The following is a 25,367-nucleotide window of genomic DNA, read 5'->3' as shown; positions in this document are numbered from 1 at the left end:
CTGCCCCCGGGAACCGGCACCGCCCGGGCCTCCCGCGTGAGCGAACGCACAGTATGTTTACGGGGTAAAACCCGACGTAATGACCGCTTTTGTGTGGGAAATTCTGTCGGCGGTTCGGGGGACACGCGGTCGGCGGGATTGAACGGGAATTGCCGCTGTGCTACCCCTCGCCTGTGAACTTGCTGGCAACCGGCTTGTTGCTGGTGGGTAGCCTAACCTAAACTCCCTCGGGTGCCCGTCGTTGGACGGGCGCTCTCGACGGACGATCGGATCACCCATGTCTCCGGACCACTCGGCGGCTGCGCGCCCTCAGCACCTTTCGGCTGGGAGCACATCTTCCTCGACCGGCGCCGGTTCGACGCCCGTCGCGCTGCCGGTGACGGCTGCGCAGTCCGAGGTGTGGGTCGGGCAGCAACTGAACCCGGTCAGCCCGGTCTACAACCTCTCGCTCGTCGTCGAGGTCGCGGGCCCGATCGATCTGGACCGGACCGTCGCGGCGATCCGGAAGACCGTCGCACGGGCCGAGGCCTTGCACGTCCGCTTCGAGCGAAGCGAAGACAACGAACTGCTCCAGGTGCCGACAGCACCCGGCGAGTGGACGCTGAGCGTCGTCGACCTGCGCCGCGACGAGGATCCCGACGCGAGTGCGCGCGCGTGGATGGACCGCGACATGGAGACCGTCGTCGACATCGAGGGCGACGAACCGCTGTTCCGGCACGCCCTGCTGCACACCGGGGACGAGTCGGTGATCTGGTACCAGCGCTACCACCACAGTCTCATCGACGGCTACGGCATCACGCTGCTCGTGGCGGACGTCGTCGATCGGTACGAGCACCCGGAACTCGAGACGTCCACGGCGCCGTGGCCTCTCGACACCCTCGTGGCGTCCGACCGCGACTACCGCGCGTCCGAGCGCTTCGAATCCGACCGCGACTTCTGGATCCGGCAGGTCGTCGACGCGCCGGAACCGCCCCGGCTGCTGCCGCAGGTCGTCGACTACTCCGGGACGCCGATCTCCGCCCTCGTCGAGATCGACGGGGACGACGCCGACGCGCTCTACGCCTTCGCCTCCGACGCCGGGATCCGGCGCACCCGGCTGCCGCTCGCCGCGGTCGTCGCGTACATCCACCGGATCACCGGCCGCCGCGACCTCACGTTGTCGCTGCCGATGACGGCGCGGGTCGGGCGCGAACTGCGCCGCATTCCGGGAATGTGCTCGACGATCCTGCCGCTCCGGGTGCAGGTGGATCCCGAGATGACGGTGGGTGAGCTCGCCACCCGCATCGACACGACGCTGATCTCGGTGCTGCGGCACGGGCGCTACCGCGGTGAGGACCTCGCCCGCGAACTGCGGTCGATCGACCCGGACCGTCAGATCTTCGGTCCCGGAATCAATTCCATGATGTTCGAGCATTCGCTGACGTTCGGCGGATTCCCGGCGTGGGTGCGCGGTTCGGCGACCGGACCGGTCCGCGACCTCGACTTCTCGATCCGCGGTGGGCAGGATTCGGAGCCCATCCAGATCGACCTGCGGGCCCCGGCCGGTCTCGGCGCCGAACTCGAGGAGCATCGCCGCAGGCTGGAGCACTTCGTCGGGCAGATCGTCGCCGACCCGGCGCAGCCCATCGCGTCACTCGATCCGATGACCGAGGCCGAGCGCAGGCAGTTGCTCGTGGAGTTCAACGACACCGCGTCCCCGCAGGACTCGGTGACGGTGCCCGAACTGTTCCACGCCCAGGTGTCGCGGACGCCGGATGCCGAGGCCCTGATCGCCGGCGACGTCCGGCTCACCTACCGGGAGCTCGGGGAACGGGTGGCGCAGCTGTCCCACCACCTCCTGGACCGCGGTGTCGGTTCGGAAACCGTTGTGGCGATCGGTCTTCCGCGGTCCGCGGAAATGGTGATCGGACTGCTCGCCGTCATGTGCTCGGGTGGGGCGTTCGTGCCCCTGGACCCGTCGTGGCCGGAGGACCGCCGGACGGCGGTGCTCGCCGACGCCGGGGCCGCGCTCGTTCTCACCGGACCCGGCGGGGTCACCGACGCGGGGGAGCGGGCCGTGCCCGTCGACCTCGCGGCGTGGGCGCACGCCGGGCAGCCGACCGAACCGCCGACCGTGACCGTGCAGGGTGCGCGGCTGGCGTACGTCATCTTCACGTCGGGTTCGACGGGCAGGCCCAAGGGGGCCATGATCCGGCACGAGGCCGTCTGCGCGCGACTGCTGTGGCAGCGCGACGAAATCCTGGGATTCGGACCTTCGGACGCGTCGCTGTTCAAGGCGCCGCTGTCGTTCGACATCTCCGTGAACGAGATCCTGCTGCCCCTGGTGGCAGGCGGCAGGCTCGTGGTGGCCGAGCCCGGCGGGGAACGGAACCCGCAGTATCTCCTCGACCTGATCGCCCGCGAATCGGTGACGTTCGTCTACCTCGTGTCGTCGATGCTGGACGTGCTGCTCGACCTGTCGCGGGGCACGGACCGGTTGTCGGCGCTGAAGCACGTGTGGTGCGGCGGTGAGGTTCTCACCCCCCGGCTGTTCGAGAGATTCCGAGCGCAACTCGCCATCACGATGTACCACGGTTACGGTCCGGCGGAGGCGACGATCGGGGTGTCACACGTGATCTACCGGGAGGACGCCGCGCGGATCGCGACGTCGATCGGGCGCCCGAACCCCAACACCCAGCTGTACGTGCTGGACGAGCACTTGAACCCGGTGCCGCTCGGCACCGGTGGCGAACTGTACGCAGGCGGATTCCTGCTCGGACGCGGCTACGTGGACGCACCGGAGCTGACGGCGTCCCGCTTCGTCGCGAACCCGTTCGCGGACGACGGTTCCCGGCTGTATCGGACCGGGGACCTCGCCCGGTGGGCGCCGGACGGCACCCTCGACTTCCTCGGCCGCGCCGACAACCAGGTGAAGATCCGGGGCATGCGGCTCGAACTCGAGGACGTCGAGGCGGGCATCGTGTCGCATCCCGCCGTCCGGCACAGCGCCGTCGTCGTGCGGGAAACAGCGGCGGGCACAAAGTATCTCGCGGCCTACGTCGTGGCGAAGCAGGATGCGGTGCCGGACGCCGCCGAGCTGCGGGGCTGGGCGACGTCGAAGCTGCCGGAGTACATGGTGCCGTCGGCGTTCGTCGTCCTCGACCGGTTCCCGCTCACCCCCAATGGAAAACTGGACCGGCGCGCACTGCCCGAGCCGGACCTCGGCGCGGCCGGTGAGAACGTCGCGCCCCGCACTGCCGCCGAGGAAACCCTGTGCGCGTTGATGGCAGGTGTCCTCGGGGTCGAGTCCGTCGGTGTCACCGACGACTTCTTCGCGCTGGGCGGCGACAGCATCGTCGCGATCCAGCTGGTCAACCACGCTCGGCGGGAAGGGCTCTCGATCAGCCCGCGGGAGATCTTCCAGCTCCGCACCGCGGAGGCGCTCGCCCGGGCGCAGGACGGCCGGACCGCGGCCGCCGTGGATTCGGACGACGTCGCGGTCGGCGACGTCCGCAGCACCCCCATCCTCGCCCGCACCGCCGAGCGGGGCGGCGACATCGCCGCGTTCCACCAGTCGGTGCTGGTGCAGACTCCGGCGGACCTCGACGAACCTGCCGCGAGGACGGCCCTGGCGGCGGTGCTCGAGCGGCACGACGCCCTCCGCGCGACACTGGTTCGCGGTAACGGAAGCGGCCTCCGCCGCGGGGGCGACCACTGGACACTCTCCGTGCCGGAACCGTCCCCGGCGGCGATCGACGGAATCCTCCGGGTCGTCGAATTCGACGGCAGCGCCGAGCAACTCGACAGCGAGACCCGCGCGGCCGTTGCACGGCTCGACCCGGACACGGGCACGATGCTGCAGGCCGTCCTCTTCTCCGCCGCCGAGGGATCCGGCCGGTTGCTGCTGATCGGACACCACCTAGTGGTCGACGGAGTGTCCTGGCGCATCATCCTCGAGGACCTCGCCCGCGCGGGCACTACCGCGACGGCCGGGGGCGTCCCCGAACTGCCTCCGGTCGGGACGTCGCTGCGCCGCTGGTCCGAACTGCTGGACGAGCACGTGAAGTCGGGCGGGTTCGACCACGAACTGCCGTTCTGGGCGGACGTCGCGGCCACCCGCGACCCGCTCGTCGGCTCGCGGGCGCTCGACCCGGCCCTCGACCTCGCCGGTGACGCCGAAACCCTCACGGTGACACTGCCTGCGGAGTTCACCGGGCCGCTGCTGTCCACGGTGCCCGCAGCGTTCCACGGCCACGTCAACGACGCACTTCTCACCGGTGCCGCGGTGGCACTGCGGAGGTGGCGGGGCGGCGAACCCGGCCCCGTCCTCCTCGACGTCGAGGGGCACGGACGCGAGGAAGACCTCGTGCGCCGCGCCGACGGACCCGCCCTCGACCTGTCCCGGACCGTCGGCTGGTTCACCACCGTCTACCCGGTGGTGCTCGACCCCGGTGCGGCCGCGGACGAAGCGGGAATCGCCGACGCACTCAAGGCCGTGAAGGACCAGTTGCGCCGCATCCCGGGTGCCGGGTTCGGCTACGGCGCGTTGTGCTACCTCGGTGCCGCGAAACCGGAACTCGCGCAGGCGCCGGCACCGCAGGTGCTGTTCAACTACCTCGGGCGGGTGACGTCCGGCGCCGGCGCCGATTGGCTGCCGCAAGCGATGGGCGGCGCCGACGACCCGCGGATGCCGCTCGGACATGCCCTCGCATTCGACGTGATCGCCGAGGACGGTGCCGACGGTCCGGTGCTGCGGACGACGCTGACGTGGGCGCCCGGTGTGCTCACCCGCGACGCCGTCCGGGCCCTCGCCGACGAGTGGACCGCGGTGCTGCGGGTGCTCGCCGGGGTCGGTGATCTCGGCGGTCACACGCCTGCGGACTTCCCGCTCGTCTCGCTGACCCAGCAAGACGTGGACGCGCTGGCGGGTGCGGCCGACCTGCTGCCGCTGACACCGCTGCAGGAGGGCATCTACTTCCAGTCGGCGTTCGAGGACACCGGCACGGACCCGTACGTGGTGCAGCAGGTGATCGAACTGACCGGACCCGTCGACGCGGCGGCGCTGCACCGCGGACTGCAGGCCGTCGTCGACCGGCACGCCGCCCTGCGCGCCGGGGTGCGGGCGGTCTCGGACGGCCGGGTGGTTCAGGTGGTCGGTGACGACGTCCGGGTGCCGATGGAGGTACTCGACCTCACCGGCGTCGCGGATCCGGCGCAGCGCGTGGAAGAAGTACTGGCGGCGGACCGGGCGCGGGGCTTCGACTTCGCCCGCGGACCCCTGCTGCGTTACACGCTCGCCCAGGTAGAACCCGAGAACTTCCTTCTGCTGCAGTCGATTCACCACATCGTCGCCGACGGGTGGTCGGTGCCGGTGATGTTGCGGGAACTGATGGCCCTGTACCGCGTCGAGGGGACGCCGCAGGCGCTGCCGACGCCGACGCCCTACCGCAACTACCTCGAATGGCTGGGCGCGCGGGACCGTCAGGCGTCGCTCGCGGTGTGGCGGGAGGCGCTCTCCGATGCTCCCGAGCCGGTGGAACTCCCGGCACCCACGCTGAAGGGGGAGTCGGGGATCCGCAGTGTCCGGGTGGCTCTGCCGTCGGAAGACACCGCCGCCCTCACCGCGGTGGGCCGGTCCCGCGGGCTGACGCTCAGCACGCTCGTACACGGCACGTGGGGCCTGGTCCTCGGCCGCCTCACCGGCCGCGAGGACGTGCTGTTCGGTTCGACGGTGTCGGGCCGCGGTGGCGACCTGCCCGGCATCGAGACCATGGTGGGCCTGTTCATCAACACCGTTCCCACCCGGCTGCGGTACCGGCCCACCGACACGGTGGCCGGGACCCTCGCCCGGTGGCAGCACGAGCAGTCGACGCTGCTCGACCACCAGTACCTCGGACTGGCCGAACTGCGCCGGGAAGCGGGACTGCAGAACCTGTTCGAGACACTGGTCGTGTTCGAGAACTACCCGCTCGGCGACGGCGCGGTCGCGGACCCGACCGGTGCGGTGCAGTTGACCGGCATCCGTTTCGACGAGCACCCGCCGTACGCGATGACGCTGATCGTGATGCCCGGCGACGCGTTGACCCTCGAGCTGAAGTACGACGCCGCCCGAATCGACGCGGCGACCGCGACCCGGTTCGCGGAGTCGACGATCGCCTATCTCGCCGAGTTGACCCGCGACGCCGACCAGACCGTGTCCGCCGTCCCGTTGGCGTCGCGTGAGCCGATCGAGGCCGCACTGCGCGACGTCGAGGTGCAGTTCCCCGACACGACGGTGACGGCCCTGCTCGAGCAGCAGGCCGAGCGCACGCCGGACGCAGCGGCCGTCGTGTTCGAGGACGACCACCTCACGTACACGGAACTGCACGCGCGCGCCAACCGCCTCGCCCGGCTGCTCGCCGAGCGTGGGGTGGCTCCCGAGTCGAAGGTCGCGGTGGCACTGCCGCGTTCGCTGGATCTGATGGTGGCGCTGCTCGCGGTCGGGAAGGCGGGCGGCGCGTACGTCCCGCTCGACACCGGGTACCCCGCGGACCGGCTGGCGTACATGCTGGCCGACGCAGAGCCGGTGTGCGTTCTCACCGACGGCACGGTGACGTTCACCGGGTCCGGCGTCCCGGAGGTCCGGGTGTCCGACGCCGACCGATACTCACCCGAGCCGCTGACCGGTGTGCCGCTCGCACCGCAGCACCCGGCCTACGTGATCTACACGTCGGGCTCGACGGGACGGCCCAAGGGCGTCGTCGTGCCGCACGCCGGCATCGTCAACCGCCTGCTGTGGGTTCAGCGGTTCCGCCCGATCACCTTCTCGGACAACGTGTTCCAGAAGACGCCGTCCAGCTTCGACGTGTCGGTGCTGGAATTCTTCGGACCGCTCCTCGCCGGCGCGACGCTCGTGCTGGCCCGGCCGGACGGGCACAAGGACCCGGCGTACCTCGCCGACGTCATCGTGCGGCAGTCGATCACGCGCGTGCACTTCGTCCCGTCGATGCTCGAGGTGTTCCTCGCCGAGCCGGCCGCCGCCCGGTGCACCGGCCTCCGGATCATCTCCTGCAGCGGTGAGGCGCTGCCCGTGGCGTCCGCGCGGCGTGTCGCGGAACTCCTGCCGGGCGTGGAACTCGACAACCTCTACGGCCCCACCGAGGCGTCGGTCGACGTCAGCTACGCCGCGTCCGTCCAGGGAATCGACGCGGCCGCGCCGTCTGTGCCGATCGGCCTGCCGACGTCCAACACCGGGCTCTACGTGCTCGACCGGTACCTGCAGCCCGTGCCCGCGGGCGCCGCCGGTGAGCTCTATCTGTCCGGGCCGCAGCTGGCCCGCGGCTACCTGGGCAGGCCCGGGTTGAGCGCGGAACGCTTCGTCGCCGACCCGTTCTCCCGCACCGGGTCCCGCATGTACCGCACCGGCGACGTCGCCCGGGTCGACGCGGCCGGTGCCGTCGAGTACCTCGGCCGGATCGACGATCAGGTGAAGCTGCGCGGCTTCCGGATCGAACTGGGCGAGATCGAAGCCCAGATGGCCGCGTGCCCCGGCGTGCGGCAGGCCGCCGCCGTCGTGCGCTCCGATGCGCCCGGTCGGCAACAGCTGGTCGGGTACGTCGTCGGGGACGCCGATCCGGGCGACGTCCGTGCGCACCTGGCGTCGGCGCTGCCGGAGTTCATGGTGCCCGTCGCGTTCGTGAACGTGGCCGAATTCCCGCTCGGCCCCAGCGGCAAGCTCAACCGCAAAGCCCTTCCCGCGCCGGACTTCGCGGCGCAAGCGACGTCGGAGCCAGTCGTGGAAAGCGGGACCGCGGGGGTGCTCGCCGGCCACTATGCCGAGGTACTCGGTCTCGGGGCGGTCGGGGTGGACGACGACTTCTTCGCCCTCGGCGGAGACAGCATCCTCGCCATCCGCCTGGTGAATCTCGCTCGCCGGGAGGGGATCACCGTCACTCCGCGGCAGATCTTCGAACAGCGGACACCCGCCGCGCTCGCGCGACTGGTCGCGGACACCGCTGTCCCGCAGGTCCCGCGGGTGGAGGCGTCGGGCATCGGCGTCCTGCCGCCCCTTCCCGTCGTCCACCGACTGTCCGAGTGGAGTGGCGGAAAGAACCGCTTCAACCAGGCCGTCCTCCTCCACACCCCGGCCGGCACCGATGCCACCGTCCTCACGGCGGCCCTGCGCTCGGTGATCGCCCACCACGACGGCCTGCGGCAGACGCTCACCCGGCACGCACCGGGCGTGTGGTCGCTCGAGATCGCCGCCACCGCCGACCTCACGCTGAGTCGCGTCGACGTCACCGGACTCGACGCCGACGCGCTGCGCGAAATGGTGGCGGCCGAATCCGACGCCGCCACCGACCGCTTGAACCCCGACGACGGCACCATGCTGTCGGCGGTGTGGTTCGACGCCGGTCCGCAGGAACCGGGCAGGCTCCTGCTCGTCGCGCACCACCTGGTGATCGACGGGGTGTCGTGGCGGACCCTGATCGAGGACCTCGCCATGGCGTGGGTGGCCGCCGACAGCGGCGAGAACGCGGCACTCGACCCGGTGCCCACGTCGCTGCGCGGATTCGCCCGCATCGTCACCGAGCAGGCGCAGGAACCGGCCCGCCTGGCAGAACTCGACCACTGGCTGCGGGTCACCGAACCCGGTGCCGACCTGGTGTCCGGCACCGACGGGCACGCCGTGGTGGGCAGCGGCGCCCGGCGGACGGTCCGCCTGGACCGGCAACTCACGGCTGCCCTGCTGACCACCGTGCCCGCCGTCGTCGGCGCGGACGTCACCGACGTGCTGCTCGCGGCGCTGCGACTGTCGGCCGACCGCTGGCTCGCCGAGCGCGGTCGCGACAACGACCTGCTGGTCGACCTCGAGCGGCACGGACGCGAAGAACTCTCCGAGGGCGTGGATCTCTCCCGCACGGTCGGCTGGCTCACCAACGTCACCCCCGTCCGTTTGCGCAGCCGGGCGGGCGCACTCGACACGCTCAAGGACGTCAAGGAACAGTTGCGCGGCGCGCCCGACGGCGGCATCGGCTACGGCATGCTGCGGTACGTCAACGCGCGCACCGCCGGTCTCCTGGCGGCCCGGTCCGAGTCGCAGGTGCTGTTCAACTACCTGGGCCGCATGCCGCACGCTGTGCCCGGACCCTGGACGCAGGCGGTCGAATCCGACTCCCTGGCAACCGATCCCGATGCCGACCTTGGCGGACCGTACCGCCTGGTCGTCAACGCGCTGTGCGAGGAATCCGCGGAGGGCACCGAACTGCAGGCCGTGTTCGCCTGGTCGGAGGCCGACCTGAGCGAGGCCGACACCGTCGCGTTGAGCGACGGCTGGGTGGCCGCACTGGGTGAACTCGCCGACGCCGCCGCAGAACACGACGGACCGGCGATACTCACACCGTCCGATCTCCCGCTCGTGACGTTGACGCAGGACGAGATCGACCGGATCGTCCAGGCGAGCCCGAGCGGGGTCGACACGGTGCTGCCGCTGTCGCCGCTGCAGGAGGGCCTGTACTTCCAGGCCGGGTTCGACTCCGGCAACGACATCTACACGGCACAGTTCTCACTCGACTTCGAGCACCGCCTCGACACCGACCGGCTCGCCGCCGCGCTGCGGACCCTGCAGCGCCGCAACCCCACGCTGCGAGCGGGATTCGTCAGCGCGGGCCTGCCCGCGCCGGTGCAGTTCTTCGGCACCGGACTGGACGTTCCCGTCGCCGAGTTCGACCTGCGCGAACTCGACGAGACCGAACGCGTCTCCTACGCCGAGCAATTGACGGCGCAGGATCGGCTGACGCCGTTCGACCTGACGTCCCCGCCGCTGTGGCGGGCAATGGTGTTGCGGCTCGGTGATTCCCACGACCGCCTGGTGATCAACCGGCAGTTCCTGCTGTGGGACGGATGGTCCAACGGTCTCGTCGTCAGCCAGCTGCTGGCCCTCTACGAATCCGGCGGCGACGACTCCGGGTTCGCCGCCCCGGAAGGGTCCTTCGAGGACTACCTGCAGTGGCTGGCCAGCCGGGACGCGGACGCCGCGCATTCGGCGTGGACCGACGCGCTCGGCGGCCTCGACGAGCCGACACTGCTGGCCGCGACGATCACCGGGGAGCCGGAGCCGCCGCAGCGCCGGGACGCAGTGTTGCCGGTGGACCTGAGCGAACAGCTCCGGGCCGCTGCCCGCGGCGCCGGTGTCACGTTCAACGCGGTACTGAACGCCGCGCTGGCCGTCGTCCTCGGAATCGAAACGGGACGCCGCGACCTCGTGTTCGGCACCACCGTCGCCGGTCGACCCCCGGAGGTCCCGGGCATCGACGCGGTGACGGGCATGTTCCTCAACACCGTCCCCGTCCGGACGACACTGCGCGCCGACGAGACCGTCGCCGATCTGCTGCGGCGAATCCAGTCCGAACGGTTGGCGCTGACCCCGTACGACTACCTCGGGCTCGCCTCCATCCAGCGGGTCTCCGAGCACCGGCAACTGTTCGACGTGCTCTACGTGCTGCAGAACTTCGTGGACGAGAAACAGGTGTCGGCGCTCAACGCGGCGCACGACATCAGCGGCGGCGACAGCATCGACCACACGCACTACCCGGTCACGGTCGTCGTGACACCCGGCGCGAGCGTGAAGGTGAAATTCGAGTTCCATCCCGAGAAGATCCCGGCGTCGCGGGTCGAACGCATGCTGTCGCGGTACGTGACCGTCCTCGAGGAGTGGTCCACGGACCTGTCGGGCATGGTAGGCGGAATCGCCGGTGCCGCAACACCGGTACCGGTCCAGCCGAGAGCCCTGCCCGACGCGACCATCGCCGACCTGTTCGCCGACGCGGCGCTCGTCCGTCCCGACGAGACGGCCCTCGTGTTCGGCGACCGCGCCGTGAGCTACGCCGAACTCGACGCCGACGTGAACCGGATGGCCCGGCTGTTGCTGGGTCACGGCGCGGGCCCGGAACGGATCGTCGCGCTCGCACTGCCGCGGACGGTGGAGATGGTGGTGGCGCTGTTCGCCGTCCTGCGCACCGGATCCGCGTACCTGCCGCTCGAACTCGACCATCCGGCCGAGCGTATCGTCGCGATGATCGACGACGCCCGGCCGACGGTCCTCGTCACCACGTCGGACGTCGCGGGGACGCTCGCCGCGGCCACCGTTGACACGGTGGCCGTCGACACCCTCGACTTCGGGGCGGTCGCGTGTGATCCGCTGTCGGAGGCGGAACTCGGCGGGTTCGCGCCCGGAACGCCCGGTCGCCTGGACCATCCGGCGTACGTCATCTACACGTCCGGGTCCACCGGCAGGCCGAAGGGCGTCGTCACGCCGTACCGCGGGCTGACCAACATGCAGTTCAACCACCGGGAGGCGATCTTCGAACCCGTCGTCGCCGCGGCGGGCGGCCGGCGACTGCGCATCGCGCACACCGTGTCGTTCGCGTTCGACATGTCGTGGGAGGAACTGCTGTGGCTGGTGGAGGGCCACGAGGTCCACATCTGCGACGAGAACCTGCGGCGTGACGCCGAGGCGCTCGTGGCCTACTGCGACACCCACGAGATCGACGTCGTCAACGTGACACCGACGTACGCGCAGCACCTGATCGAGGAGGGTCTGCTCGACGACGGCCCGGGAAGGCACCGGCCGCCGCTGGTGCTTCTCGGAGGCGAGGCGGTGTCGGATTCGGTGTGGAACCGGTTGCGCGACACGGACGGAACGTGCGGATACAACCTGTACGGTCCCACCGAGTACACCATCAACACGCTGGGTGCCGGCACCGACGACAGCGCGACGCCCACCGTCGGCACCCCGATCTGGAACACGTCCGCATACGTGCTGGACGCCTGGTTGCGTCCCGTTCCCGACGGCGTTCCCGGTGAGCTGTACATCTCCGGGGTCGGGTTGGCCCGCGGCTACCTCGACCGGTTCGCGTTGACGGCGGAGCGTTTCGTCGCCGACCCGTTCCGTGAATCCGTACGTATGTATCGGACGGGTGACCTCGTCCGCCGCCGCGAAGACGGGAACCTCGACTTCCTGGGCCGCACGGACGATCAGGTGAAGATCCGCGGTCACCGGGTGGAACTCGGCGAAATCGCCTCCGCGCTCGAAGCGCTCGACGGCGTGCGCCAGGCGGCGGTCGTCGTCGACTCGGGCCCGGGCGGGTTCAAGCGGTTGGTCGGCTACGCCGTCGTGAGTACTTATCAACCGCCGGACGTTAACAAGTACTCACAGGCGCTGCGCGCAACGCTGCCGGACTACATGGTGCCCGCCGCGGTCATCGAGGTCGACGGGCTGCCGATGACGGTCAACGGCAAACTCGACGTCAAGGCGCTGCCGTCCGCGGACGACGTGCTCGGCCGCAGCGGCGGTGCGCGCACCGAACCCCGCACCGACACCGAACGGGTGCTGTCCGAACTGTTCGGCGAGATCCTCGGCGTTCCCGCTCCCGGGATCGACGACGACTTCTTCGACCTCGGCGGTCACTCGCTGCTCGCCACCAGGCTGATCAGCCGGGCACGGGCCGCGCTCGACACCGACCTCACCATGCGCGACCTGTTCGAGGCGCCGACGGTGGCCGCACTCGCCACCCGGATCGGCGACGACACCGCGTCGACGCGTCCGGTGCTCGCGGCCAGGACACGGCCGGAGCATCTGCCGCTCTCCGCTGCGCAGCAACGCCTGTGGCTCCTGCAGCAGGTGGAGGCAGGCGCGGGCGCCGCCGTCGCCTACAACTTCCCGATCGTCCTGCGACTGCGGGACGCACTGGACCCGGAGGTGTTCGCGCAGGCGCTGACCGACGTGGTGTCGCGGCACGAATCGCTGCGCACCGTGTTCGGGGAGCACGACGGCGAACCCGTGCAGGTGATCCTGGACGACGTCCGCCCCGACGTCGCGGTGGTCGATGGCACCGAGGCCGATCTGGTCCGGCTCGTCACCGAGACCGTCGGCCGGCCGTTCGACCTGGCCACCGACATCCCGGTGCGCGCGAGCCTGATCCGGGTCGGCGACGAGCAGGTGCTGGCAATCGTGCTGCACCACATCGCCACCGACGAGTGGTCGGACCGGCCGTTCCTGCGGGACCTGATGACGGCGTACGCCGCTCGCGCGCAGGGTTCGGCACCGGGCTGGGAACCGCTGGCCCTGCAGTACGCCGACTACACCCTGTGGCAGCGCGACGTCCTGGGTGATCCGCAGGACCCGTCCAGCCTCGTCAGCCGCCAACTCGACTACTGGGCGAACACTCTCGCCGGGGCGCCGGAGGAGTTGGTGCTCCCCGCCGACCGCACCCGTCCGGCGCGGCCCAGCTTCGCGGGCGGCGCCATCGAGACGACGCTCGACGCCGCGACGACGCGGGCACTGCGTTCGCTCGCCCGGACGTCGGGGACCAGCATGTTCATGGTGCTGCACGCGGCGTCGGCGGCGTTGCTGCACCGTCTCGGCGCGGGCGACGATCTGCCGATCGGGGCACCGGTCGCCGGCCGCAGTGAGCAGGGCCTCGACGACCTGATCGGATTCTTCGTCAACACCGTGGTGCTGCGGACGGACGTGTCGGGCAACCCCACGTTCGACCGGTTGCTGGCACGGGTCCGCGACACCGACCTGGCCGCGTTCTCGCACTCGGACGTCCCGTTCGAAACCGTGGTGGAGAGGGTGAATCCGGCGCGGACCCTGGCCCGGAACCCGCTGTTCCAGGTGATGGTCGGCTACCACAGCCGGACGTCCGATTCGGCGCACGCATCCGGATCGGCCCTCACCCCGGTGGCGTTCGAGGAACGCACGGCCAAGTTCGACCTGGTGTTCAACTTCACCGAGTACCTCGACGACGAACGGGTGGAACTGCGCCTCGAATACGGTTCGGACCTGTTCGAACAGGCCACCGCGGAGAGGATCGCGCGCAGGCAGGTCGCGGTGCTCGGCGCCGTCGCGTCCGACCCGGGGATCGCCGTCGGCGACCTCGACGTGTTCCTCGGCGAGGAACGCGAACTGGTGGTGCACGGGTTCAACGACACCGCGCATCCGGTGGCGGAGGAGACGTTCTACGAGGCGTTCGCGCGCCACGTCGCCGCGACCCCCGACGCCGTGGCCGTCGTCGACGCCGCGGGCGAGGTGACGTATACGGAACTGAGTGCCCGCGCCGACCGGATCGCCGCGCTGCTGCATCGTCGCGGCGTCTCGGCCGAAGATGTTGTGGGGCTGGCGGTCCCGAGGTCTTCGCAGATGGTGGCGGTCGTGCTCGGGGTGCTGAAGCTCGGGGCGGCGTACCTGCCGCTCGACCTGAACCACCCGTCCGACCGCATCTCCTACATGCTCGCCGACTCCGCGGCGCGGGTGCTGGTGACCACGGTGGGGGAGAGCCCCCGCATCGCGGAGGTCGACGGCCTCGTACGTCTTCTCCTCGACGACGAGTCCGTCGCCGCGGAACTCGCGGCCGGGCTCGACGACTCGGTGCCGCCGCCCCCGCGGGGTCTGGACCACGCCGCGTACGTCATCTACACGTCGGGCTCCACCGGTAAACCGAAGGGCGCGATCCTCACTCACGACGGGATCCCCAGCCTCGTCGCCACCGCCGAACAGCGGATGAAGCTGATCCCGGGCTCGGTGGTGATGCAGTTCGCGTCGATCGGATTCGATGTCGCGGTCTTCGAGTTGTCGATGGCGCTCTGCACGGGTTCCCGGCTGGTGATCGTGCCCGACGAGTCCCGCGTCGCCGGACCGGAACTCACCGATTTCATGGCCGCGCATTCCGTGACGCACGCGATCATTCCCCCGTCCCTGCTGGCGGCGCTGCCGTCCGGATGCGACGTCCCCGCGGGGTGCACCGTGCTGGTGGGCACGGAGACCGTGCCGCCGGAACTGATCGGACGGTGGGCGGAACGGCTCAACCTGCTGGCCGCTTACGGTCTCACCGAGGCCACCGTCAACAACACGCTGTGGCAGGCGCAGCCCGGGTGGAACTCCGCTGTGCCGATCGGCATCCCGGATCCCAACGAACAGGCGTACGTCCTCGACGACCGCCTGCAGCCGGTGCCGCCGGGAGTGGCGGGCGAGTTGTACATCGCCGGCCGCGGACTGGCCCGCGGATACCTCGGCAGACCCGACCTCACGTCGGTCCGGTTCGTGCCCAGCCCCTTCGGCGACGCGGGCACCCGCATGTACCGGACCGGGGACCGGGCGCGCTGGCGGGCCGACGGCAACATCGACTTCCTCGGACGCGTCGACGACCAGGTGAAGATCCGCGGGTTCCGCATCGAACTCGGCGAGATCATCGCGGCTCTCGGAAGCCATCCGGCGGTGAAGCAGTCGGCGGTCGTCGCCGACCGGTCCGGCGACATCGTCCGCCTCGTCGGCTACGTCACCCCGGCGGACGGGCACGGGACCGGGCAGATCGACCCGCGGGCGGTGCGCGAACACGCCGCAGCGCGGTTGCCCGACTACATGGTGCCGACGCTCGTGGTCGTGCTGGACGGCGAACTCCCGTTGACCCCCAACGGCAAACTCGACCGCAAGGCGCTGCCGCTGCCGGACTGGTCGGCCCTGGCCGGGGACGGCACCCCGCAGACGCCGGAGCAGAAGGAGATCGCCGCGGCGTTCGCCGAGATCCTGCACCTGCCGTCGGTGGGCATCCACGACAACTTCTTCGACCTCGGTGGCAACTCCATGGCGTCGATGCGGCTGGTGGGCCGGATCCGTGGGCGGTTCGCCGTCGACATCGGCATCCGGGACGTGTTCGACAGTTCCACGGTGGCCGAACTCTCCGCGATCGTCGCGGCGGCCGCGTCCACCGGCAGACCGATGCTGACGGTTTCGGATCCGAGGCCGGACGCGCTGCCGCTGTCGGGGCCGCAACGCCGGTTCTGGAAGCAGTTCCGGGCGGCCGGCCCCGACGCGCGCGCCAGTCACGCACTGTCGCTGCAGCTTCGCGACACCGTCGACCCCGAGGTCCTGGCGCAGGCCCTCGACGACGTCACCTCGCGGCACGAACCGCTGCGGACCCTGTACATGGAGGTCGGGGACACCGTGTTGGCCCAGGAAGCGGTGCGGCCCGCCCTCGAACTCGTCGACGTCGGCGGTGGCGACGTGCACCGCACGGTCTTCGAATTGGCGCAGGCGCCCCTCGACCTCACCGAGCACGCCCCGCTGCGGGTGCATCTGGTGACCGGTGCCGACGGCACCCAGGCGCTGCTGCTCGCGATGCACTACATCGCCGTCGACGAGTGGTCCGTGGTGCCGCTGCTCGGGGATCTTATGGGCGCATACGCCGCCCGGTCACACGGCGCAGAACCCGAATGGGAACCGCTGCCCGTCGGATACGCCGACTACGTGGTGTGGTCGCAGGCACTCGCCGGCGATCCCGCGGACCCGGACAGCCGCCGGTCCCGGCAACTCGCGTACTGGCGCGAGACCCTGGACGGGATGCCGTCCCGGCTCGCACTTCCCGCCCCGGCGGTTCGCGGACCGCGGACGGCGGAGATCGTGCCGGTCGAGATCGACGCGGAACTGCACAGTGCGGTCGCGAAGTTCGCGAGCGACACGGGCACCAGCCTGTTCATGGTGCTGCAGGCGGCGCTCGCGACCGTGCTGACACGGCACGGCGCAGGCACGGACATCCCGCTGGGGTCGCTCGTGGCGGGACGCACGGAGGAGACGCTGGACGCGCTCGTCGGCTGCTTCTTCAATATCGTTCTGCTGCGAACGGATACGAGTGGCAATCCCGATCCCGTGGAGTTGCTGCAGCGTATCCGTGCCGTGAACCTCGACGCGCTGGACAACCAGGACGTGGCGTTCGCCGACGTCGCGGAGGCGCTCGGAGACACACCGGTGCTTCGTCCGCAGGTCATGATCGTCCATCACGAGCAGGCCAGACTCGGTCACCTCGACGCGCTGGGCGGCTTCATGCCGGTGCCGGTGGGTGTGCCGGATTCGGATCTGACACTGAGCTTCTACGAGCCGGTCGGCGGCGGACCCGTCCACGCATATTTCTCTTTCTCCTCCGATGTGCTGGATGCCGGGGAGGTCCGTGGCTGGGCGTCGGAGTTGTCGACGCTGGTCACCGCATGGGCGGGAGGAGTCCGGTGATCAGGAGTGATCTAGATCGCACTTCCGCGGCGGACTTCGCCGCCGTGGGGGCCGGAAGTACTTGGTACTGTGCTCGAAATAAGGATAGGCTTCACTATCTTGCCGGAAGACAGACGGCGGCTGGGTCGGGTGCGGCGTGGCGTCGAGGACGGACAACGAGCTATGAGTGAATCGCCGGAAACGGTCGGTACAGATCTCCCGGTGCGAGATGTCGTGGGTGTCGGATTCGGTCCCGCCAACCTCGCACTGGCCATTGCCATCGAGGAACACAATGCGGAGTGCCCCCCGCGCGAGCGGATCAGCGCGCAGTTCTTCGAGAAGCAGGATCGATTCGGGTGGCACCCCGGGATGCTGCTCGACGGGGCAACCATGCAGATCGCGTTTCCCAAGGACCTGGTGACGTTCCGGAATCCGCGCAGCGCATTCACCTTCTTCAATTACCTCTTCGATCAGGGTCGCCTCGTCGACTTCGTCAATCACCAGACCTTCTTCCCGACTCGGCACGAGTTCCACGACTACCTGCAGTGGGCGGCACGCCGAGTGGACGCCGACGTGCGGTACGGCACCGCGGTGGAGTCGGTACGCGGAATCCGCGGCGACGACGGGGTGATCGACCGGTTCGAGGTCCGGGCCGCCGACGGCAGCACGGTGATCGCACGCAACGTCGTGATGGGCGCCGGCCTGCGGGAACGAATCCCCGAGTGGGCCAACCCCTCTGCGCGGTGCTTCCACAACCATCAATTCCTGTTCCGGCTCGGCGAGATGCCTGCCCCGGTCCACCAGCGGTTCGTCGTTCTCGGGGCGGGCCAGAGTGCCGCCGAGATCGTGCAGTACCTGCACGGAAACTACCCCGAAGCCGAAGTCCACAGCGTCTTCTCGCGTTACGGCTACAGCCCGGCGGACGACAGTCCGTACGCCAACCGCATCTTCGATCCGGAGGCAGTGGACGATCTGCACGGCGCCCCCGAGGAGGAGCGTCTGCGATTGCTGGATGTCCATAGGAGTACTAACTATTCGGTGGTCGACATCGAACTCATCAACGAGCTCTACGCGACCGAGTACCAGGAACGCGTGCGCGGGCGCCGCCGGCTGTTCATGCGGCGCGCGTCGGAGATCATTGCCGTCGACGAGACTTCGGACGGGATCGAGGTGGCGGTGCGCAGCGGGGTGGACGGCCTCACCGACACTCTCGCCTGCGACGCACTGATTCTGGCCACCGGATTCACCCCCGCCCCCCTCGCGCCGCTGTTCGGCGATCTCGCGCCGAAAACCCACCCGCCACGGGAAGTCGGCCGAGATTACCGATTGGCGGTTTCACCGGACGTCACAGCGGGAATCTATCTGCAGGGCGGCACGGAGAAAACGCACGGAATCACGTCGTCGCTCCTGTCGAACGTTGCCGTGCGGGCGGGAGAGATCGTTACATCTGTCGTAACAAGGCGTGGCCGCAACGGCACGCTTGCTAGTGTGAACGCACAGGACACGTATGCGACAAGCGAGGCGAGATGAGCACCAATCCATTCGATGACGAAGAAGGCCGCTTCTACGTGCTGGTGAACGACGAGGACCAGCACTCACTGTGGCCCACGTTCTCTGAGGTGCCGGCAGGCTGGCGCGTGGTTTTCGGCGAGGAAAGCCGGGCAGCCTGCCTCGAGTACGTGGAGAAGAACTGGACCGACATGCGGCCGAAGAGCCTGCGTGAGGCCATGGAGGCCGACGAGAAGTCGGGCGGACGGCACAGCGTCGACAAGAGCTGACCTCCCCGTCGCCCGCGTTTCGGCGACGCCTAGGGCCGGGACGACCGTCCGGTGAGATTCCGGCGGTCGCGCCCGGCCGACGGCCGAGAGGCCGTCACCTGAAACTGCCTCAGGCCGCCTTCTGTGTGTGTGTTTCGACCGGCTTCCGCCGCCTCGTTTTGAAAACGGGGCGGCGGATGTCGTCTGTGCGGCGCAGGATGCGCGGCCTCCGCAGAGTCCGGGCGATCCATTCGCCGAGTGTGACACCGGCCGCGAGCGCGCAACCGATACCGAACGCCGCCAGCAGCGAGCCCAGTCCGATCACGACCTCGTTGTTCAGCAGGGCGTACAGACCCCGGTACAGGGACAGACCCGGCAGCAGCGGTGTGATACCCGCCACCACGACGACCAACGGCGGCGTGAGCGCGCGGCGGGCCATCAGACCACCGGCGAAGCCGACCACGGTGGCGGCGAGTGCCGAACCGATGATCGGGCCGATGCCGAACTGGTGCGCCACCATGTACACGAGCGCGCCTGCCGCCCCGCCGAACCACGCGGCCGTGAGGGCCCGCTGCTCGGCATAACACGCCAGCGCGTAGAACATCGACGCGAAAGCGCCCGACATCACCAGCACGGGTAGTTGCACGAGTTCCGTGATCTCGACGTTGACGGGTGGCAGGGTCGAACCGAGCACGCCGGTCAGGCGCAACGAGATGGCCACACCGGCGATGATGCCGCCGGTCATCATGACCACTTCGAAGAATCGTGCCGCCGCCGTGATCGGTGCCCCCGTAATGGCGTCCTGCACGGAACCGACCAGCGACAGCCCGGACAACAGCACCACCACACCGGCCGAAATGATCTGCGAGGGTCTGATCTCGACACCCAGCTGATCCTGGAACGTGTACAGCGTCGCCGCCGGGGTCGCGGCCACCAGACCGCCCGCCACCTGCTGGAAGAAGAACGGCAGACCGATGCGGTTGAGGACGCGGTTGACCCGGTAGATCACCATCGTCGTCAGGAAGGCGACGGACGCGACCAGCACCCCACCACCCATCAACACGGACACCGACGCGGCCATCGACGCCCAGGCGAGCGTCGCGATCCAGCGGTTGTACGGGTGCGGCGCCGTGGTGACCGCGGTCAGAGCCTCGTGCGCCTCGCTGGGCGTGACCGCCTCCCGGCGGATACGCCGGGTGAGCCGGTCGACCGCCGCGAGCCGGGTGAAGTCCATCGAGCGGTAGTGCACGATCCGCATGGTGCTCGCCGGCGGGAGAGTGGGCCCGCGGTACGCCGACAGCACGATGGAGTTGTACGTGACATCCACATCGCACTGGGCGAGGCCGTACGTGGCGGCGATGAACTGCACCTGCTCGGCGGTGTCCATCGCACCGGTGCCGGACGCGAGGAGCACTTCACCGACTCGCACGGCGAGGTCGAGTACTTCGGCGACGACCGCATCGTCGGTGAGGTCGATCGGCTGCAGCGGTGTGGGTGCAGCGGTGACCGCATCGACCGTTGCGCGACGGTCGCCTGTGAGACGTTGGAGGGATTCTGTGAGCTTGGACATACTACGTGTCGGAGACAAGATCTTTCTCGGTCAAATCGGTAGCGGAGAGTGCAGACTCGAGTGTCTCGTGGCGGAACGTGGAGATGACCTGATCGTGGACGACACGGAATGCAGAGGCCAGGATACGCGTCTCTTCCGGGTCCGTGGCCCACGTGGCCTGCTGTTCGACCACCAGCACTCCATCGTAGTAATACATTCGCTTCGGAATCAGCGTGATGCCCGCGGTCGACGCCCATTCCCGCAGCGCCGCCAGGCCCTGAGTGGCGCCTTTCGGCCCGCCCATCTCGATGTCGTCGCTCGACAGCGACAGCAGAGTGTCGATGTCGCCGGAGTTGAGGGCGTCGTGCCAAGCGAGGACGGTGGCGATCTCCGAGGTACTCATGGCTCCAACGCTATCCAATGTGGGCGGAAGTAGCCGACGTTCCTGCAATGGATATGATGGGCGCGCGTGTCCGCCTCCTTAGCTCAGTGGTAGAGCACTCGCCTTGTAAGCGAGCGGTCGTCAGTTCAATCCTGACAGGAGGCTCCACCGCGGAATCGACTCCGCACGACAGAGGGCCACCTTCCACGGAAGGTGGCCCTCTGTCGTTTCCCGCGCGCTCACCCCTGGGTGGGCAGTTCGTCACCCTCGGGTACCTGTCTCCCAGCCCGCCGGTCCTTGACTATGGGTACATGCAAGTCAATTCGTGCAGGTCGGCGGTATTGGATGCGGTCGAAGCGCTGCCCGCCCTCGAGAGGGAGACACTCGCACTCGTGTTCTACCGGGGAATGTCCTGCGACGAGGTCGCGGCGACGATGAAGACCACCGTCGACGTCGTCCGGGACCGGCTCCACGAGGGCTCCCGCGCCCTGCTCACCGGTGTCGGCGGCGGACTCTGAACCGTCACGTGCCGATCGGCTGACCGAGCAGGCTCGCGAGTGTGTCGCCGACGATCGACGACCACATGGGCCACGTCTTCTCGTCGAGGGCCATCGATCCCACGTCGTGGGTGGCGCACCCGGTGCCGGCCGGGACCCCGTCGAAACGGTCGCGCAGCCACATCAGGGCGCTCGCGGCCGCGACCGGTTCGAGGGACAGGTGCTCGCTGGCATGGTCGCGGGTATACGTCACCCGGGCGTCCGGGTCCTGGCAGTACGTGTCGACGAGCCGGTCGACGGGCCCGACCGGCACCAGCCAGTCCGGGTTCGCCTGATACATGAACATGGGAACGTCCGGCACCTGATGGCCCATCCTCGTCCGGTCGAGTACCGATGCGACCACCGGATCGCGCAGCGGGTCGCCGCTGGGGCTGTCGAACAGGCCCCGCAGGTTCGCGAACGGCAGCAGCGCGGACTGATAGCTGACGCACAGGTTGCCCTTGGCTGCCAGGAGTTGCCTGCCGAGGGGGTTCAGGTGGGTGTCGAGATACTCCGCGAGTTCGGGATAGTCCCGGCTCACCCCGAACACCCCGCCCAGCACGATTCCCGCGCCCAGGTTGTTGTCCGCGAGATCGACCAGGGCGCCGAGATCGGCCGGGATACCGCCCTCGGCCGCGCCGACGATGTTCAGGTCCGGCGCGTAACTCTCGTGGAGTTCGGCGGCATGCCCCGTCGCGATTGCGCCTCCCGAGTACCCCATCAGTCCGACCGGGGTCTGCCTGCCGGACAGGCCGAGGGGGTCGAAGTTCTCCGCCGCCCGGATTCCGTCCAGGGTGATGCGGCCCGCGAGGGGCCCGGCAGCGTAGGCGGCGTTCGGGCCCTGATGGTCCGGCAGTACGACGGCCCATCCCTGGGCGAGCGCGGCCTGGGCCTCGAGGAACTGCAGCGGCGCGACGACCTGACCGGTCAGCGGCGCGGGCACGGACCACTGCTGCAGCGCGTACGAGGCGGCGCAGTACTTGCCGAGCGAGTCTTCCGCCGGCTGGAGCGACAGCAGATTGCGGACGCCGTCGATCGTGCCCCGCGGCTTGATCACCGTCGCGACCGCCGGGATCGCCTCGTCGCGCGAATTGTTGGAGCGGTACGACAGCTGCCACGCGTCGACGTTCACCGGAAGCACGGACAGGTTCGCCAGGTGCACTTCGCGGGCGGCGATGATCTCGCCGGGCTCGGCGGCCGCGACCACCTCGACGGGCGGTTCGTAGAACCCGCGGTCGGCCTCGGGCCAGGCGGGGACGGCCGGGGCCGGTTGCACGTCCACCGGCGTCCCGGATTCGGCGGGTGCCCCGACCGACGGTGCGGCGACGGCGAGCTGTGCGCCCACCAGCATCGCCCCCACCAGCAGGATCCGGTGTCGCAGCGCTCTCGATCTGATCATGTGGTCCTCCCCGGGCCGAAGTGAGACGTCCATGTCTCACTTTGAGTGCAGACCTTAGATCAGGTGTGACGGGTATCGCAATACTCGCGAGTAAGTTCCGGTCAGGATTGATCGGTGACCAGCGCGATGAGCATCGTGCTCAGGACGTCCACCAGGACCGACGCGGACGGCCGGGGGGAGGCGGTGCTCCAGTGGTGGGCGAGGTCGTTGACCGCCCCGATGAAGGCGATCGACACCATCGCGAACCGCTCCGGTGGGTCGACGACGCCACCGTCGATCGTGCGGGTGACCGCCTCGAAGAGTTGCGCCCACTGAGTGCGGCGCTCGAGGCGGTACTGCTCGACCCGGGGGCCCGCCCCGACCACTTCCACGAAGATGATCCTGGCGCGCCGCTCGTCGGTGCCGACCGATTCGATGTAGGCCGTCATCACGGTGCCGGCGACGGTCCGCGGGTCGCGGGACGGCGCCGCCTCGTTCGCGGCGAGCACGGCGTCCCGCGCGTCGTCCTGGATCGTGTCGTAGACGGCCAGGAGGATGTCCTCGCGGCTGCCGAACTCCTCGTAGAACTGGCGCCGCGACAGTCCCGCGTGGGCGCAGATGTCGCTGATCGAACTGTGGGCGTACGTCTTCTCCGCGAAGACCGACAGGGCGGAGTCGAGGAACCGGGCCCGGCGGGCCACGCGACGTTCGGCGACCGGTTGGCCGCTGTACGTCCGACTCGATTCGGCTCTGGACACGGTCTCAGCCTACGGTGGCGGGCACGTCGGGCCCGGCCTCGGCTCACATCAGTTCCCGCATCCGCTCGTGCAGGATGATGCGCCCCGCGGCCTCGATCAGCGCGAGGTGCGAGAACGCCTGCGGAAAATTGCCGAGGTGGCGGCCGGTGCTCGTGTCGAACTCTTCGGCGTACAGGCCCAGGGGAGAGGACACGCTGACCAGTCGCTCCATCAAATCGGTTGCCTCCTGCACCTGATCGACCACGGTGAGAGCCGACACCAGCCAGAACGAGCAGATCAGGAAACTGCCTTCCTTGCCCGACAACCCGTCGTCGGTTTCGCCGGTGCGGTAGCGCAGGACGAATCCGTCCTCGGTGAGATCGCTCGCGATGGCGTCGACGGTGGCGCGCAGCCGGACGTCCCCGCGGGGAAGGAATCCGAAGACCGCGGCGAGCAGCGTCGACGCGTCCAGCGCCTCGGTGTCGTAGTGCTGCCGCAGCACCCCCTTCTTCACCCCGTGCGCGAGGATGTCGGCGCGGATCTCCTCGGCCGTGGCACGCCAGGCGTCCTCGGACGCGCGATCGCCGCGGATGCCGGCGATCTTCGACGCCCGGTCGAGTGCCACCCAGCACATCAGCTTCGACGACACGTAGTGCTGCGGTGCGCCGCGCGCCTCCCAGATCCCCTGATCGGGGTCGCGCCACACCGCGGAGGCGCACGCCGCCTGCTGCTGCACGAGCGGCCACAACCGGCGGGGAAGGCGCTTGCTGCGCACCGTGTGCAGCAGGATCGAGTCGAGGACGGCGCCGAACACGTCGTTCTGCCGCTGGTCGAACGCGCCGTTGCCGATCCGCACCGGGCGCGCGCCCGCATAGCCGGACAGGTCGTCGCGGGTCGACTCGGTGAGATCCCGGGTGCCGTCGATTCCGTACATGATCTGCAGTGCACCATCACCGTTCGACTCGAGGTCGGCGATGAACTGCATGAACTCGTCGGCCTCCCAGTCCAGGTTCAGGTAGTGCAGTGCCTGCAGCGTGAACGTGGAGTCCCGCATCCACGTGTACCGGTAGTCCCAATTGCGTTCGCCGCCCGGGGTTTCCGGAAGGGACGTCGTGAGAGCCGCGACGGTGGCGCCGGTCGGCATGTACGTGAGGCCCTTGATGGTCAGGGCGGACCGCTGGATCGCCTCACGCCATCGATGGTCGGGGAAGCGGGCGTGACTGAACCAGCGCCGCCAGAACGCCGCGGTCGCATCGAGTTGCGCGACAGCGTTTTCCGCCGTTTCCGGCGCGGTGAGTTCCGCCGCCCAGGTCAGCGCGCAGTACAGGGTCTCGCCCTTCTCGAGTATGTGGCGCGCGCGAGCCCGTCCGCCCTCGATGCCGAGCGCCATGTCCGTCCGCAGGCGCAGCGTGAGCCCTGCACCGCTCGCGTCGGCGGTGTGCCGATCGCCGTCCGCGAGAACCCACTCCGCCGGTGCGCGTCCGTAATCGAACACGGGCTCGCACACCAACTCCACCTCCACGTTGCCTTCGAGGCACGTGACCGTGCGGACCAGCATGTGATCGGCATCCTCGTCCGCGGGCGGCCTCGTGTGCGGAGTGACGGTGTCCTCACCGCGGGTCGGGCCCATCGTCAGCGCACTGCGCACGTTCACCCACCCGGTCGGGGTGTTCCACACCGCGGAGATGATGTTGGTGCCCGGCTCGTACTGGCGGGACGCCGGAACGTTGAGCCCGAACGGGCCGATCCGGAACATCCCGGCCTCACGGTCGAGGAGAGAGCCGAACACGCTGGGTGAGTCGAACCGGGGCACGCACAGCCAGTCGACGGAACCGTCCGGCGCGATGAGCGCCCCGGTGTGGCAGTTCGAGAGGAAGGCGTAATCGGCGATCGGCGGGAACGGCGACGGCGCGGCCGCGCTTCGGGGTGGGGCATCGTCGTCCGAGGCAGTAGTCACGTTCGCGTCCCTCTCCCGGAGTGTCGGCTACCTCCATGCTGCGGGTCGCGGCGCCGACGGTCATCACCCGGA

Annotated in this window: 9 protein-coding genes and 1 tRNA gene; 5 read left to right on the top strand and 5 right to left on the bottom strand. The window is 69.5% G+C overall.

The window, feature by feature from the left end:
• The first annotated feature begins 277 nt into the window (after window positions 1-277).
• From CA951_RS34300 to CA951_RS34290, 3 genes are all read left to right on the top strand, one after another.
• Complete coding sequence (locus CA951_RS34300) at window positions 278-17,020, top strand: non-ribosomal peptide synthetase (protein ID WP_087561111.1); 16,743 nt, start codon at window positions 278-280, stop codon at window positions 17,018-17,020.
• 162 nt (window positions 17,021-17,182) lie between these two features.
• Complete coding sequence (locus CA951_RS34295; protein WP_087561110.1) at window positions 17,183-18,529, top strand: lysine N(6)-hydroxylase/L-ornithine N(5)-oxygenase family protein; 1,347 nt, start codon at window positions 17,183-17,185, stop codon at window positions 18,527-18,529.
• A complete protein-coding gene (locus CA951_RS34290) occupies window positions 18,526-18,777 on the top strand; it encodes an MbtH family protein (RefSeq protein WP_005244517.1) in 252 nt (83 codons plus the stop codon). Before CA951_RS34295 ends, CA951_RS34290 begins: the two co-directional genes overlap by 4 nt.
• Window positions 18,778-18,886: 109 nt before the next feature.
• On the opposite strand, the gene CA951_RS34285 is transcribed toward CA951_RS34290, so the two are convergent.
• Together CA951_RS34285 and CA951_RS34280 are read right to left on the bottom strand one after the other, a co-directional pair.
• A complete protein-coding gene (locus CA951_RS34285) occupies window positions 18,887-20,326 on the bottom strand; it encodes a threonine/serine exporter ThrE family protein (protein WP_087561109.1) in 1,440 nt (479 codons plus the stop codon).
• Between the two features lies 1 nt (window position 20,327).
• Window positions 20,328-20,708: a nuclear transport factor 2 family protein gene (locus tag CA951_RS34280; RefSeq protein ID WP_087561108.1), complete on the bottom strand. Its 381-nt coding sequence runs from the start codon at window positions 20,706-20,708 to the stop codon at window positions 20,328-20,330.
• Between the two features lie 72 nt (window positions 20,709-20,780).
• On the opposite strand from CA951_RS34280, the gene CA951_RS34275 reads away from it, so the two are divergent.
• Together CA951_RS34275 and CA951_RS34270 are read left to right on the top strand one after the other, a co-directional pair.
• Window positions 20,781-20,855: transfer RNA gene (locus CA951_RS34275), tRNA-Thr, on the top strand.
• 143 nt (window positions 20,856-20,998) lie between these two features.
• The gene (locus tag CA951_RS34270) at window positions 20,999-21,205 is read left to right on the top strand and encodes an RNA polymerase sigma factor (protein ID WP_087561107.1); all 207 of its coding nucleotides are present in this window, start codon (window positions 20,999-21,001) and stop codon (window positions 21,203-21,205) included.
• Between the two features lie 4 nt (window positions 21,206-21,209).
• Here the strand turns inward: CA951_RS34270 and CA951_RS34265 are convergent, their stop codons facing one another.
• From CA951_RS34265 to CA951_RS34255, 3 genes are all read right to left on the bottom strand, one after another.
• Entirely contained in the window at window positions 21,210-22,622 is a 1,413-nt protein-coding gene (locus tag CA951_RS34265) for a lipase family protein (RefSeq protein WP_087561106.1), read from the bottom strand.
• A gap of 101 nt (window positions 22,623-22,723) precedes the next feature.
• Window positions 22,724-23,359 carry a TetR/AcrR family transcriptional regulator gene (locus tag CA951_RS34260; protein ID WP_087561105.1) on the bottom strand — a complete coding sequence of 212 codons (636 nt, stop codon included), beginning with the start codon at window positions 23,357-23,359 and terminating at the stop codon, window positions 22,724-22,726.
• 43 nt (window positions 23,360-23,402) lie between these two features.
• Window positions 23,403-25,295 carry a glycoside hydrolase family 15 protein gene (locus CA951_RS34255; protein WP_087561104.1) on the bottom strand — a complete coding sequence of 631 codons (1,893 nt, stop codon included), beginning with the start codon at window positions 25,293-25,295 and terminating at the stop codon, window positions 23,403-23,405.
• Window positions 25,296-25,367: the final 72 nt, after the last annotated feature.

Origin of the sequence: Rhodococcus sp. NCIMB 12038 (genome assembly GCF_002165735.1) — a bacterium.
Classification (GTDB): domain Bacteria; phylum Actinomycetota; class Actinomycetes; order Mycobacteriales; family Mycobacteriaceae; genus Rhodococcus_F.
This window is presented reverse-complemented; position numbering and strand designations above follow the sequence as displayed.

What these genes read in the sequence shown, in the direction of transcription:
- CA951_RS34290 (WP_005244517.1), top strand. Translation starts at nt 18,526, where the DNA reads ATGAGCACCAATCCATTCGATGACGAAGAAGGCCGCTTCTACGTGCTG.
- CA951_RS34280 (WP_087561108.1), bottom strand. Translation starts at nt 20,708, where the DNA reads ATGAGTACCTCGGAGATCGCCACCGTCCTCGCTTGGCACGACGCCCTC.
- CA951_RS34295 (WP_087561110.1), top strand. Translation starts at nt 17,183, where the DNA reads ATGAGTGAATCGCCGGAAACGGTCGGTACAGATCTCCCGGTGCGAGAT.
- CA951_RS34270 (WP_087561107.1), top strand. Translation starts at nt 20,999, where the DNA reads ATGCAAGTCAATTCGTGCAGGTCGGCGGTATTGGATGCGGTCGAAGCG.
- CA951_RS34300 (WP_087561111.1), top strand. Translation starts at nt 278, where the DNA reads ATGTCTCCGGACCACTCGGCGGCTGCGCGCCCTCAGCACCTTTCGGCT.
- CA951_RS34285 (WP_087561109.1), bottom strand. Translation starts at nt 20,326, where the DNA reads ATGTCCAAGCTCACAGAATCCCTCCAACGTCTCACAGGCGACCGTCGC.
- CA951_RS34265 (WP_087561106.1), bottom strand. Translation starts at nt 22,622, where the DNA reads ATGATCAGATCGAGAGCGCTGCGACACCGGATCCTGCTGGTGGGGGCG.